Below are 12,853 nucleotides of genomic sequence, written 5' to 3' on the forward strand. Positions count from 1 at the left end.
CCGATGCACGATTTCCGCTCGATTCTTTTTTTCTCCACGCTGTTTACGGCCGTTGGCTTCTCTATTGCCCTGGCGCAGGAAACGCCGGTTGCGCTCGCGTCGGGAAAGGGGCCTGCCGGCCACCCCGCACGCGCGACGACACGCCCGGTGGCACCCGCCGGCAGCCATGTCGCGCTGACGCAGCAGGATCGGGGGGAGGCGATTACAGTCAGCGCCGCCCGTCGTCCGGTCAGCGTGGATGATATCGGCTCTAGCGTGACCATTATCACCGAACAGCAGATCCAGACCCAGCAGCGTCGCGGGCTGGCGGATATCCTGGATCGGCAGCCGGGTCTGAATGTCGTACAGACAGGCGGCGTGGGTGGCACGACCTCGATTTTCATGCGCGGGAACAATTCGAACGAGGTCAAGGTCCGGATGGACGGCATGGACGTCAATGACGGCAGTTCGACCAGCGGTGCGTTCGATGCCGGACAGTTCGTGACCGATGGCATGGGGCGGATCGAGATCCTGCGCGGGCCGCAAAGCGGCCTCTATGGTGCGGATGCCATGGCCGGCGTCATCGACATTACCACCGCCCAGGGGCAGGGGCGTTTCACGCCGTTTGTCCGGCTTGAGGGCGGCGCGTATGGTACGTTCAACCAGGTTCTGGGCACGCGGGGCTGCAAGGCGCGGTTTCACTATAATATCGAGCTGTCCCATTACCGCATGGATGGGTTCAGCAACATTCCCTCCTATATCGAGCGGGCTTATGGCGCCGACCGCCGGCAGCGGAACGAGGGGAATCGCAACGACAACCGGAGCGCCAACATCCGGCTGGGATATGACGTGACGCGGACGTTTGACCTGGGGCTGACGGCGCGCCTGATCCAGTCGAATTATCATTCCTATTCGGTCTATGATCTGCAAAGCGAGAATCTGTATGGGGATTCCGGGGTGCGGGAACAGAACAACAAAAACCAGGCGATCGTGCGCGGCACGGCGCATCTGGTCTCGTTCAACGGGTTGTTCGATCAGGTGATCGGGCTGGGATACATGACCAACCGCAATCGGTGGACGGAGACGGGGACGAGCTATGGCAGTCCGATCAATCCGGACCCCAACTATTATCGTTCCGAACGCTTGAAGATCGACTGGCATGGGACCTTCGATTTCAAAAAGTATGGCCAGTTTCTGATTGGCGCGGAACATTTCCACGATCGCTTCAATACCAGCCATACCGCGTCCAGCATGTGGGACAGCGGGTATGATAATTCGGCCGGCATGGATACGACGGCGGGATATGGGCAGTATCAGGGGAACTGGAACCGGATCCTGTATGGAGCGGCCAATATCCGTTATGATGCCAATTCGCGCTATGGCAACCATGTGACGTGGCGGGTGGCGCCTGCCATCCATGTGCCGGGCACTGGCACCATCATCAAGGCTAGTGCCGGGTCCGGCTTCCATGGACCTTCGCTGTATCAGCTGTTCGCCAATCAGGTTGGTGCGGGGTATTCCGAAAAAGGCAATCCGAACCTGCGGGCGGAGCAGTTGATCGGCTATGATGCCGGGGTGGAGCAGAAGCTGCTGCATGATCGTCTGAAATTCGGTGCGACGTGGTATGATAACCGGGTGCGGAATCTGATCCAGTCGTCATTGTCGATCGATTCCTCGTATAACTACAATTATTCGTACGAGAATGTGGCGAAGGCGCGCATGTATGGCGTGGAGGCCTTTCTGAACTGGAAGGCCCGTAGCGATCTGGAATTCAACCTCAGCTATACCTGGACCCATGCGCGCGACGAGACGGTGCATGCTGAATTGCAGCAACGTCCACAGCATAAGTTCAATTTCAATACGACGTGGACGCCTATCAGGGACCTGACTTTCTCGGGCAACATTCTTTATACCAGCGGTTGGCGCGACCTGCCGGTAATCGGCAGCGAGACCTGCAGCATCTGCGCCAAAGGGCATGGATACGTGACCATCGACGTGGCGGCCAATTACAAGATCAACCGGTTTGTTTCGGTCTATGCCCGTGCGGATAATCTGCTGAACAGGCAATATGAGGAGCCGATCGGATATTTGCAGCCGGGGCGCGGCGGGTATGGCGGTTTCACGCTCTCCTACTGACAGGATGCGGGCCTGGGGTTGGCGCTCCGCGATCTTGCTGCTGGCGGTGGTGCTGGCGGGGGGGGGGCGCGGGCCGAGCCCCGGCATCGGATTGTTTCGTTGAATCTGTGTACGGACCAGTTGCTGCTGCAACTGGTGCCGGCCCGCGATATCGTGGGTCTGTCGCCGCTGGCGCGGGATTGCGCCTATTCCGTGATGTGTCACGAGGCGGAGGCGGTGCCGGTCATTCGGCCTACGGCTGAAGCCGTTGTGGCGGCACGACCGGATCTGGTGGTGGGTGGGCGCTATGCCAGCGTGACCGCTTTGTTGGCGGCGCGGCAGGCGGGAATGCCGGTTGAACTGTTCGACCCTGTTGAACGCCTGGTGGATGTTCCGGAGCAGATCGTGGCTGTGGCGAATGCGGCGGGCGTGCCGATGCGGGGGCGGGCACTTGCGGAGGCTTTCAGGGCACGTCTGGCGGCTCATCCTATGCCGGTTGGGGGAGCCGCTCCCTCGGCGGTGATTTATGCCGCCAATGGTTTTGTAACCCGTGCCGGTTCGCTGGCTGACGATATTCTGGTGCGCGCTGGTTTCCGCAATGCGGCGAACGGTCTGGATGGGCGGCACGCGCTCGGCGTGCCGCTGGAGAGTCTGCTGGTGCGGCCGCCCGAGCTGCTGGTCGTGGCGCGTTCGGATGTCGGCACGTCAATGGCGCAGGCGGTGCTGGATCATCCGGCCCTGCGTGATGCGTTTCCGGCCCCGCATCGGCTGTCGCTGCCTGACCGGATGTGGCTTTGTGGCTTGCCGCAGACGCTCGACACGCTGGACCGGCTGATCGAGGCCCGCACGGCACTGGAGAGTTCCCGATGATCGACCGCCGCGACTATCCGCTGATCGCTGCGCTGGCGGTCGGTGTGCTGATGATGCTGGGGCTGTCGTTGGCCTGGGGGGACAGCCCGATTTCGCTGCCGTCTGCCTTGGGGGATCTGATGGCTGGACGGCATAGCGTGGGGGCGATCATCGTTGGCCAGTTGCGCCTGCCCCGGGCGGTCCTCGGGGTTTCGATCGGGGCGGCGCTGGGGCTGTGTGGAGCGGTGATGCAGGGGTATCTGCGCAATCCACTGGCCGATCCTGGGTTGCTGGGTGTTTCAGGAGGTGCGGCGCTGGGGGCGGTACTGGTGTTCTATACCGGGCTGGCCGGTGTTTCGGCCCTGTTGCTACCGGCGGGCGGGCTGGTGGGGGCGCTGCTGGCGGTGCTGCTGCTGCTGGGGCTCGTGGGGCAGGGCGGGACGCTGGTGCTGCTGCTGGCAGGGGCGGCGATGAGCAGTTTTGCAGCCGCGCTGACGGCCATGGCGATGAACCTGATGCCAAGTCCCTACGCGGCCTACGAGGTGATGCGCTGGGTGATGGGGTCGCTGACCGACCGGACCATGACCGATGTGTGGGTCAGCCTGCCGGGGACCGTCGCGGGGTGCCTGCTGATGCTGACGGCCGCGCGGGCGCTGGATGCGCTGGCGTTGGGCGACGAGGTCGCCGAGAGCATGGGGTTTCGCCTGCGCGGTCTACTGGGCATCCAGACACGGATCGTGGTGGGGGCGGCCGTCGCGGTCGGATCGTGCGTTGCGGTCAGTGGGGCGATCGGCTTCGTGGGGCTGGTGGTGCCGCATCTGCTGCGGCCGCTGACGGGCCACCAGCCTTCGCGTCTGCTGCTGCCTTCGGCATTGGGGGGCGCGCTGCTGCTGCTGGTTGCCGATGCGGCGGTGCGGTTGCTGTCGGGGGCCACCGAGATCCAGATTGGTGTGCTGACGGCGCTGATCGGGGCGCCTGTCTTCTTTCATCGGGTGATCGCCATGCGCCGGATCATGCCATGACCGGCCTGTTTGCGCGGGGGGTGAGGCTCTCGCTGGGAGGACGGAAGGTCTTGCATGGAGCGCATGTCGCGCTGGCAGCTGGCGAGGTTGTGGGGGTGATCGGCCCGAATGGCGCGGGCAAGAGCACGTTGCTGCGCGTGCTGGCCGGCCTTCAAGAGGCCGATGCGGGAGAGGTGCTGCTGGAGGGCCGCGCACTGGCGGCGATGATGCCGGGTGATAGGGCGCGGCGGCTGTCTTTTCTGCCCCAGGAGGGCGTGCCCCCGCCGCCGATGCGGGTCGCGGATCTGGTGGCGCTTGGGCGTCTGCCGCATCGGGGAGCGCGGAATGACGTGCGCGATCATGCGGCGGTGGAGGCTGCGTTGGCGGAAACGGGACTGCTTGATCTGCGTGACCGGCCGGCCAATCAGTTGTCGGGTGGGGAGCGGGCGCGCCTGCGGCTGGCGCGGGCGCTGGCGGTAGAGGCGCCCTATCTGCTGGCCGATGAACCTGTGGCGGCGCTGGACCCGGCCCATGCTCTGGCGGTCATGGCATCGTTCGGCCGCCTGGCGGACGCGGGCAGGGGAGTGGCGGTGGTGCTGCATGACCTGACGCTGGCGGGGCGGTTCTGCCATAGGCTGGTGCTGATGTGCGACGGGCGCATCGTGGCGCAGGGGCGGCCGGCGGAGATTCTGACCGATGCGGCCATGCGTGCGGTCTATGGCGTGACCGTCCGACGGGTGGATGATGCGGTCGTGCCCTGGAGCCTGACGGGCGAACAGGCCTGAAGAAGGTGTGACATATCTCAAAAAAAACGAAAAAAATAATTTAAATCATCGAATTTCTGAAATTTATATCGTAACGGTGGCGTCGTTTGTCGCCCCGTCTGCACTCGCTCCGGTGATGGGGCGGATAGTTTCATGAAAGATACACGAAAGAAACGGGCGGATACGGTTAGAGAAGGCGGGTCCTTCATCAGGGTGTACCGCTTGCGATGAACGTGATTCTGAACGATCGACTCACTTCTACCAGCTATCGGACCGTCTTTGTTTCGGACGTCCATCTGGGAACGCGCGATTGCCGTGCCGACCTGCTGGCGGAATTCCTGCGCAACATGACCTGTCAGCGCCTGTATCTGGTGGGCGATATCATCGACGGCTGGAAGCTGAAGCGGTCATGGTTCTGGAACAGCCATCATGACGACGTGCTGAACCTGATCCTGCGCATGGCGCGTAGCGGGACCGAGATCATCTACATTCCCGGTAATCATGACGAGATGTTCCGGCGCTGGCTGCCGCATGAACTGGAAGTGGCCGGGATCCGCCTGCGTAACCAGGCCGAGCATGTGACCGCGACCGGGCGGAAATTCCTGGTGCTGCATGGTGACGAGTTCGACAGCGTGGTGCGCTATGCCCCTTTTCTGGCGATGCTGGGCGATCGGGCCTATACGCTGGCGCTGATCGTCAACCGCTGGTTCAACCTCGTGCGGCGCCGATTGGGCTTGCCCTATCGTTCGCTGTCGCAATGGCTGAAGCGGCGGGTCAAGAGCGCGGTCATGGCCATCGACCGGTTCGAGACCGCCGTCGCGGATGAGGCCCGGCGCCGAGGCATGGACGGGGTCATCTGCGGCCATATCCATCATGCCGTGATCAAGGATCTGGGCGGCGTGTTGTATATGAACGACGGTGACTGGGTCGAAAGCTGCAGCGCGCTGGTGGAGCATCACGACGGCAGCATGGAACTGCTGGATGTAACCGATGTGTGCAACCGGTTCCCCGTGGCCGCGCCGCTGGCCTCGCGGTCGTTTGCCGGTGCCTGAGTGACGGTGGACGCGGTTTCCGCCGTCGCGCCGTCCGAGGTTACGCCGCGGACCGGCCTTGCGGCGCCGCCATTGCGTATCCTGATGGTCAGCGATGCCTGGTATCCCCAGGTCAATGGCGTGGTGCGCACCGTTTCGCGCCTGCGCGACGCGCTGGAGGCGATGGGGCATACGGTCGGGATCATTGGACCGCATCTGTTCCGTACCATGCCGTGCCCGACCTATCCCGAGATCCGGCTGTCCATCCTGCCCGGCAGCCGGCTGAACCGGCTGATCGAACATTTCCGCCCCGATGCGCTTCATATCGTGACCGAAGGGCCGCTGGGGCTGGCGGCGCGTCGCTGGGCGCTGCGCAACGGGCAGTGCTTCACGTCGTCCTTCCATACGCGGTTCCCGGAATATATCCGTGCCCGAACGGGATTCCCGATGGGGCTGCCCTATCGCTTCCTGCGCTGGTTTCACGGCGCGGCGGCGTTGACGCTGGTTCCGACCGCCAGCCTGCAGGAGGAGTTGCGGGGCCGGGGATTCATGCATCTGGAATGCTGGACCCGGGGGGTCGATGCCGACCGGTTCCATCCCGAAGCTGCCGTGATCGACTGGCAGGCAATGTATGACGTGCAGGGGCCATATCTGCTCTATGTGGGGCGTGTGGCGGTGGAGAAGAATCTGGAGGCATTTCTGTCGCTGGATCTTCCGGGCACGCGGATCGTGGTGGGGGACGGGCCGGACCGGGTGGATCTGGCCGCGCGCTACCCCGATGTGCTGTTCACCGGCTATCTCACCGGCCCGGATCTGGCGGCGGCCTATGCGGCCAGCGACGTCTTCGTGTTTCCCAGCGTGACCGACACGTTCGGGCTGGTGATTCTGGAGGCGCTGGCCTGTGGCGTACCGGTGGCGGCCTTCGATGTGACGGGGCCGCGCGATATCCTGCCGCCGGGAATATCGGCGGTGGGTGCGATCGGGCCGGACCTGCGGCGCAATATCCTCGCCGCGTTGCGCGGAGACCGGGCGGCATGCCGGGCGCACGCCGCCCGCTTCAGTTGGGAGGCCTGTGCGCGTATGTTTCTCGACGCCGTCATCCGCGCGCTCCGGACCGCGCACACGGCCTGACGGCATTTGTGCGGGTAGAGCAGATCCTGTTTGAATGCGTGCATTCAGACAGGTGAAGATGCTCGTAAAAACAATAAACTAGAGCATTTTCATCGAGCCGGTTTTCGGTGGAAATGCTTTAGCGCACCTGGCGCAGCAGGCCCGACAGGGCCGCGCCGACCAGAGAGCCTTCGGCCGCCGCCGTCGCCTTCTCGCCGCCCATATAGGGCGACAGCGCATGGGCCAGGCCCGGCATCGTCAGCGTCTGCAACCACACGCGGCCGGGGCCGGTGAGGCGGGCCATGAAGAAGCCGTTATCGCCGAACAGCTTGTTGCGGATGCCCGGCAGCATCGTGACGTCGAACGAGACCGTATCCTCGAACATGCCCACCAGGCCGGGGTGGACGTCGACGACCTCGCCTGGTGCCAGATCATGGGGGATGATTTCGCCGCCCAGCATGCTCCAGAACGTGCCGTGGCCGGCGACACGTTGCAGCCGGAATCCGTCGCCGCCGAAAATGCCCGCACCGAGGGAGCGCTGCATGGCAAGGTCCAGCGTGACGCCGGGCGTCGCGCACAGGAAACCATGGCGATGCACCAGCATTGCCCGGCCGCCGCCGAGCTGATGTTCCAGGATATGGCCCGGCAGGCGCGTGGCGAACGCGACCAGGCCGGACGTCTGTTCGGCAGTGAATTCGGTCATGAAAAGGCCCCCGCCGGCCAGCGAACGGCGCACGGCACCGAACAGCCCGCCCATGCCGGCCCCCGTCGTGGTGGTGGACAGCGTGACGTTCGGTGTCTTCCAGGCCAGTTCACCCGTTTCGGCGACCAGCCGTTCGCCGGCCTCCAGCATGACGCGCAGAACGGGAAAGATCGAACCGTCGATGGTCGTGCGCATGGGGCCAGCCTTCTGCCTTGGGATGCCGGTCTTGCCGGCGACGGGAGAGGGGTATCCTATTGCAGGGCTTGCCGGATGCTGAATAATTTCGTGCATTGAACGGGCAGCCGGGCAGGGCGTTTATGCCAAGGCGCCATCCGGCCGGATGGACCGGCGGCTGAAAACGTCTTAACGGGGCCGGAGGCCGAGGATCAGCCCGGCGCCGTAGGAAGGAAAGTCGTCATGGAACGCGCCATTGCCATCGTCACTGGCCTGCTGGTGGGGCTGTTCAGCCTGATCCTGACGGCCGTTGCCGCGATCGAGAATCTGGCGCGAGAGATTCTGGCCAGCGGCGGCATAAGGGGCGAGTTTCAGACGGCGCTTCTGATCGTCCTGCTGGTGACCTTGGCGATCGGCGCCTTCCGGCTGTTCGGAGGTGTCTTCGCTGTTCTGATCGGCGTGGTGCTGATGCTGATTCTGCTGCACGCCCTGCTGGTGACAGCGGGCGTGCCGATACATTGAAGCATTCGCATTTTGTCTGACGGGTGGGCTGAAGGCTCCGGTGCCGCAGCCGCCTGACCTGAGCCGGGACGACGCGATCAGCGCAGACGGCGGAAGGCGGCGCAACGCGACAGGCCGGCCGACATCTGGCGCACCGAGGCGACATAGGCAGGCCACGGCAGGCCCCGGTAGGCAGCCCGGAATGGCCGCTCCACGCAAAGGCCCCTTCCGGTCGGCTGTGCCGGAGGCGCGTTATGACGGCCGCCGGCACAGGCAGGTTGCCGGGCTCCGATCCAGTCATGGACCAGAATATGCCCGATAATGCCGGCCGCGTGTGTCATCGCCATGGTCCTCCTGTCCTGAATGTCCGCAATCAACACGGAAATATCAGCAAAGTTCAGACACAAACACGAGAATTATTCCCCCTGATGGCTACCGGGACCGCCACCAGGGCTCCATACCCGTCACCTCCGGCCTGTCCCGGTCTCCGTCGGCATCCACGCTACCAGGCCTGTCCGAACAGCAGGATGCACGCATAGAACAGCAAAAGGGCGACGATGCCGCCGACCATGACGCTCCAGTAACCGACCGAGCGCGGTGGGGTCGCGGAAATGCCGCGTGTCATCATATGGGCCATGGCTGCCTCCTTGTGGCCGAGGGTCGTTTTTACCAGGTGTGCCCGCTGCTGGATCTGGGATCTCCCGCCGCCGGAACAAGGCATGTCGGCCGATCACATCCGCACGATCCATCGGTGCGGATTTTCTTGTCCGGTGCCGGGCAATGCGGGCATGCTGGCGCCTTTCTTCCCTTCGATCAGGATATTGCACATGCGTTTGCGCCTGCTTCTTTCCAGCCTGGCCGTCGTGGCGCTGATCGGCGCTTCGGCGCCGGCTTCCGCCGCCGCGCCGTGTCGGGACGCCAAGGGCAAGTTTACCGCCTGCCCCAAGCCGAAACCTGTGAAATGCCGCGATGAAAAAGGGCGATATGCCAAATGTCCGGCTCAGTCCGCCACTCCGGGCTGATGGTATCGCCATCTGGCGGATAGTGTGGCGAATATCCCTGTTGATTTCATTATATTCCGCGTTTCAGGCCGGGGAACCGCTCCCCGGTCAATCAGCGCTCTAGTTTTATCGTTTGGTGCCGCGATACATGCCGGTTTGCCGCTTCCCGGCCTGACGATCGGGGTGCGGGGGCTGCGCGCCTCTTGAGGCTGCCATCTGTTACAACAGGACAAGACAAACACCGCCTGAAACTTTTCTTGCCGGCTCAACGGCCTATATACCCAAGTGACGGAGGGTGTATTGAGTTATGTCATGGTGTGTTTTTACTTGATGTATGGCTGCCATGTGTGGAAAGTGTGCGAGTATGGTCTGCCGAAGATTGCATGCGGCCGCCTATATGGAATAAGAAGCACCTGGGTATCGGGTCGGGTAGGCTGGCCGTCGCTATCGTCTCCATGCAGTCCGGAATGTCCTGCGCTGAGGTGATCGCAGGGTGGAGAGTGATTCATGGAGGAGCCAGCGTTGCAGAATGGGCCGTCATCTCTTTCGTCGGTTCTGAACGCCTTGGCCGACGGCGTGATCATGGTCGATGTCGCTGGTATGGTCGCTTTCGCTAACGATGCAGCCATCGCGATGTGCGGCGCACAGGCCGCTTCCTGGGGCGGGCGACCGGTGGGCGAGGTACTGCCGACGCTGGATCTGGCATCCGGTCCCACACCACATGAATTCTCTCTTTCCCTGCCCGGCCGTTCGGTGCGCTGGCTGGAAGCGGTCGTTGCGTCCGGGGAAGCCGCATGGATCGTCACGCTGCGCGACGTAACCGAGGCGGTCGGACAGCGTGAGGCCGGGCTGCTCTATTCCACCGTTGTCAACCGGACCGACCGGGGGGTGATGGTCCTCGATGCGCTGGACCGGATCACCTATGTCAATCCGGCTTTTACGCATCTGCTCGGCTATCGTCCGGAAGACGTCCTGCTGCGCGATGTCTCGGTCGCCCTGTCGGCGGAAGAGGCGGACATGCCGGTCCTGCGCGAGTTCCGGTACAATCTGCGCGCCCGCAGGCCCTTCGAAATCGATCTGCGGGCCCGGTCGCGTGCCGGGCGGGAAATCTGGCTCAGCACGGCGGTGAGCCCGGTGCGGGACGACGGCGCGGCCGATGGCGATGTCATCGTCCTGCTGGCTGACGAGACCCAGGCGATGGAACTGCAGGGTCTCCGCCAGGACGTGACGACCGCTCTCAGCGGTGCGACGGACTTCACGGATGTCATGTCGCTGATCTGCAGGCGCGTGGAGGCGATTTCGCCGGACGTCATGGTGTCGATCCTGCTGGTGACCGAGCAGGGAACGGCCTGGATGGCGGGGCGGGGCGCGATGCCGGAAAGGTTCGTCTCGGCCTGCGACGGAATGTCCGTCGGTCCGATGGTGGGGACATGCGGGGCGGCGATCTATTCGGGTCACGAGGTTCTGACGCCCGATATCGAAACCGATCCGCGCTGGACTCCCGAATTGCGCGATGGGGTACGCCCGCTGGGGGTGATCGCCTGCTGGTCGGTGCCCGTGCGCCTGCGCGACGGCACGGTGGCCGGCAGCCTTGCCCTGTATTTCCGCGACCGGCGGGAGCCCACGCTCTGGCAGCGCCGGGTTGTGGACGCCTGCATCCATTTCTGCACGCTGGCGATCGAGCAGGAGCGCGCCCGGGCACGAATCGCGCAACTGGCGCATTACGATGCCGTGACCGGCCTGCCCAACCGGACGTGGCTGCGCGACCATCTGGCGTCCCTGCAGGGCGGCCCGGGCTGGTGTGGCCTGACCCTGATTGCGATCGATCTCGATCAGTTCCGGACGCTGCGCGACGGGCTGGGGGGAGGCGGTGCCGACGAATTGCTGGAGCGGGTCGCGGGTCGGCTGAAGCGCGCGGTGGGGCGCAACGATACACTCATCCGTACTGGCGAGGACGAATTTTCGATCGTCACCGGCTGTGGCCGTACCCCGATGGGGCCGGGATGCTGCGTGGACAAGGACGGGTTTCTGGCGGTCGATCATGCGTCGGTGATGGCAGGTGCGATTCTGCGGGCCATGGCGGAGCCTCTGGTGATCAATGGCCTGCCTGTGACTTCGGGGGTGAGCATCGGCATCTGCGCCGGCAGCGAAAAGGGCGGCACCGTCGACACGTTGCTGCGCAATACCCGGATCGCCGTTTCGCGCGCGCGGGATGCCGGCGGCAATTGTTACCGCTTCTTCAGCCCGGCGATGAACCAGCGGGCGCATGATCGCGTCATTCTCAGCAGCGTGCTGGGCACCGCCCTGTCCTCCGAGCGGTTGCGGCTGGTCTACCAGCCCCAGGTTTCACCCCATACGGGCGCCATCCACGGGGTGGAAGCGCTGGCCCGCTGGCATGACCCGGTGCGCGGCAATATCTCGCCGGTTCGCTTTATCCCGCTGGCCGAGGAAGCCGGCCTGATCGAGGCGCTGGGGGAATGGGCGCTGCGCCAGGCCTGCGGACAGATGGCCCAATGGATGGCGGATGGAATCGCGATCCCGTCGGTGGCGGTCAATCTGTCCGCGCGGCATTTCCGCGATCCGGGTCTGCCGGCGATGATCGCCGCCATCCTGCAGGAAACCGGCATTCCGCCCGGCCGCCTGATGGTGGAAATGACCGAAAGCACGATGATCGCCGATATGGACAGCACGACCGAGGCGGCACGCGCCATCCGGGCGTTGGGGGTCGGCCTGTCGATGGATGATTTCGGCACGGGATTCTCCACGCTGGCCAATCTGGTCAATCTGCCGCTGAACGAGGTGAAGATCGACCGCAGCTTCGTGGACGGGATGGATCGGGTGGAGGAAAGCCGCCAGATCGTGAATGCCGTGATCGGCATGGGGCGCAATCTGGGCATGTCGATCGTGGCCGAGGGGGTCGAAACGAAAGAACAACTGGCGCTTCTCGATGAACTGGGATGCCCGGTGGTGCAGGGGTTCCTGATCTCCCATCCGCTGGAAGCGCAACTGCTGCCGGACTGGGTCCGTACATGGCAGCAATCCTGTTCGACCGGGCTGACGCGGCTTCCCGCGGCCTAAGCGGGCCGCGTTTCAAAACGTCGACGAGACCCCCAACGACCGGCTGGCGGCGATCGCGTCCTCCCTTTCCCGGGCATGTCTGAAACAGGCACCCATGGAAACGGCGGGGGATGTCATAAAAACTTAATTGCCCTTCCGATCCTGTCCGATTGAAGCCCGCAGGGGCGAAATGTATTGGATGAATGACTAAGGACGGCATCGGGAATAAGTGGATGCAGCAGATGCCGCGATCCCGGGACATGGTTCCGGCGGGACGGAATACAGACACGTTGATCGGTGACCGGCTGTTCGCGGGGCTCGTGCGGCTCTCTGGATGGCTGATGCTTGCCCTGCTGGGCGGTCTGATAGCGGTATTGGCGTGGGGCGGGCTGTCGGCGTGGTCGGCGTTTGGGCCCGGTTTTGTGTGGAGCACGGCGTGGAATCCTGTGACGCAGCATTTCGGTGCGGCGGCACCGGTGTTCGGCTCGGTGATGACGACGCTGCTGGCGCTGGTGTTTGCGGTGCCGCTGGCGTTCGGGATTGCGTTCTGGCTGGTGGAGATGGCGCC

Annotated in this window: 12 protein-coding genes and 1 pseudogene; 10 read left to right on the forward strand and 3 right to left on the reverse strand. The window is 64.1% G+C overall.

What is annotated here, in order from left to right; translation table 11 throughout:
- The first annotated feature begins 3 nt into the window (after positions 1–3).
- The 6 genes from C7453_RS06240 to C7453_RS06265 all read left to right on the forward strand — a co-directional run bounded on the left by C7453_RS06240 (position 4) and on the right by C7453_RS06265 (position 6,870).
- Positions 4–2,115 (forward strand): TonB-dependent receptor plug domain-containing protein, encoded by a 2,112-nt coding sequence (locus tag C7453_RS06240; RefSeq protein ID WP_114726706.1) that lies wholly within the window; start codon positions 4–6, stop codon positions 2,113–2,115.
- Positions 2,116–2,214: 99 nt separating this feature from the next.
- Complete coding sequence (locus tag C7453_RS06245; RefSeq protein WP_245948839.1) at positions 2,215–2,964, forward strand: ABC transporter substrate-binding protein; 750 nt, start codon at positions 2,215–2,217, stop codon at positions 2,962–2,964.
- The gene (locus C7453_RS06250; protein WP_114726629.1) at positions 2,961–3,965 is read left to right on the forward strand and encodes a FecCD family ABC transporter permease; all 1,005 of its coding nucleotides are present in this window, start codon (positions 2,961–2,963) and stop codon (positions 3,963–3,965) included. Before C7453_RS06245 ends, C7453_RS06250 begins: the two co-directional genes overlap by 4 nt.
- The gene (locus tag C7453_RS06255; protein ID WP_114726630.1) at positions 3,962–4,729 is read left to right on the forward strand and encodes an ABC transporter ATP-binding protein; all 768 of its coding nucleotides are present in this window, start codon (positions 3,962–3,964) and stop codon (positions 4,727–4,729) included. The genes C7453_RS06250 and C7453_RS06255 overlap by 4 nt, the downstream gene beginning before the upstream one ends.
- A 206-nt stretch (positions 4,730–4,935) precedes the next feature.
- Positions 4,936–5,760 (forward strand): UDP-2,3-diacylglucosamine diphosphatase, encoded by an 825-nt coding sequence (locus C7453_RS06260; RefSeq protein WP_114726631.1) that lies wholly within the window; start codon positions 4,936–4,938, stop codon positions 5,758–5,760.
- A 72-nt stretch (positions 5,761–5,832) separates the two neighbouring features.
- On the forward strand, positions 5,833–6,870 hold the full coding sequence (locus tag C7453_RS06265; protein ID WP_114726707.1) for a glycosyltransferase family 4 protein: 1,038 nt from the start codon (positions 5,833–5,835) through the stop codon (positions 6,868–6,870).
- Positions 6,871–6,988: 118 nt separating this feature from the next.
- Here the strand turns inward: C7453_RS06265 and C7453_RS06270 are convergent, their stop codons facing one another.
- Positions 6,989–7,747, reverse strand: a complete 759-nt coding sequence (locus C7453_RS06270; RefSeq protein ID WP_114726632.1) for an AIM24 family protein — start codon at positions 7,745–7,747, stop codon at positions 6,989–6,991.
- 222 nt (positions 7,748–7,969) lie between these two features.
- Here C7453_RS06270 and C7453_RS06275 point away from each other — a divergent pair, with 222 nt between their 5' ends.
- The gene (locus tag C7453_RS06275) at positions 7,970–8,248 is read left to right on the forward strand and encodes a hypothetical protein (protein ID WP_114726633.1); all 279 of its coding nucleotides are present in this window, start codon (positions 7,970–7,972) and stop codon (positions 8,246–8,248) included.
- A 77-nt stretch (positions 8,249–8,325) separates the two neighbouring features.
- On the opposite strand, the gene C7453_RS06280 is transcribed toward C7453_RS06275, so the two are convergent.
- Both C7453_RS06280 and C7453_RS19605 read right to left on the reverse strand, forming a co-directional pair.
- Positions 8,326–8,574, reverse strand: a complete 249-nt coding sequence (locus C7453_RS06280; RefSeq protein ID WP_114726634.1) for a hypothetical protein — start codon at positions 8,572–8,574, stop codon at positions 8,326–8,328.
- A gap of 155 nt (positions 8,575–8,729) precedes the next feature.
- A complete protein-coding gene (locus C7453_RS19605) occupies positions 8,730–8,864 on the reverse strand; it encodes a hypothetical protein (protein WP_255318183.1) in 135 nt (44 codons plus the stop codon).
- 82 nt (positions 8,865–8,946) lie between these two features.
- Between C7453_RS19605 and C7453_RS19325 the strand changes: the two genes are divergently transcribed.
- The 3 genes and pseudogenes from C7453_RS19325 to pstC form a co-directional block, all read left to right on the forward strand.
- Positions 8,947–9,249 carry a hypothetical protein gene (locus tag C7453_RS19325; protein ID WP_245948841.1) on the forward strand — a complete coding sequence of 101 codons (303 nt, stop codon included), beginning with the start codon at positions 8,947–8,949 and terminating at the stop codon, positions 9,247–9,249.
- A 486-nt stretch (positions 9,250–9,735) separates the two neighbouring features.
- Entirely contained in the window at positions 9,736–12,306 is a 2,571-nt protein-coding gene (locus C7453_RS06290; protein ID WP_114726635.1) for an EAL domain-containing protein, read from the forward strand.
- A gap of 221 nt (positions 12,307–12,527) precedes the next feature.
- Positions 12,528–12,853: pseudogene (gene pstC, locus C7453_RS06295) on the forward strand (phosphate ABC transporter permease PstC); the annotation flags it as partial.

The organism is Gluconacetobacter liquefaciens (genome assembly GCF_003350405.1).
GTDB lineage: Bacteria > Pseudomonadota > Alphaproteobacteria > Acetobacterales > Acetobacteraceae > Gluconacetobacter > Gluconacetobacter liquefaciens.

Coding starts and splice junctions, on each gene's coding strand:
- C7453_RS06260 (WP_114726631.1), top strand. CDS start 4,936: ATGAACGTGATTCTGAACGATCGACTCACTTCTACCAGCTATCGGACC.
- C7453_RS19605 (WP_255318183.1), bottom strand. CDS start 8,864: ATGGCCCATATGATGACACGCGGCATTTCCGCGACCCCACCGCGCTCG.
- C7453_RS06280 (WP_114726634.1), bottom strand. CDS start 8,574: ATGGCGATGACACACGCGGCCGGCATTATCGGGCATATTCTGGTCCAT.
- C7453_RS06270 (WP_114726632.1), bottom strand. CDS start 7,747: ATGCGCACGACCATCGACGGTTCGATCTTTCCCGTTCTGCGCGTCATG.
- C7453_RS06250 (WP_114726629.1), top strand. CDS start 2,961: ATGATCGACCGCCGCGACTATCCGCTGATCGCTGCGCTGGCGGTCGGT.
- C7453_RS06255 (WP_114726630.1), top strand. CDS start 3,962: ATGACCGGCCTGTTTGCGCGGGGGGTGAGGCTCTCGCTGGGAGGACGG.
- C7453_RS06275 (WP_114726633.1), top strand. CDS start 7,970: ATGGAACGCGCCATTGCCATCGTCACTGGCCTGCTGGTGGGGCTGTTC.
- C7453_RS06290 (WP_114726635.1), top strand. CDS start 9,736: ATGGAGGAGCCAGCGTTGCAGAATGGGCCGTCATCTCTTTCGTCGGTT.
- C7453_RS06240 (WP_114726706.1), top strand. CDS start 4: ATGCACGATTTCCGCTCGATTCTTTTTTTCTCCACGCTGTTTACGGCC.
- C7453_RS19325 (WP_245948841.1), top strand. CDS start 8,947: ATGTCGGCCGATCACATCCGCACGATCCATCGGTGCGGATTTTCTTGT.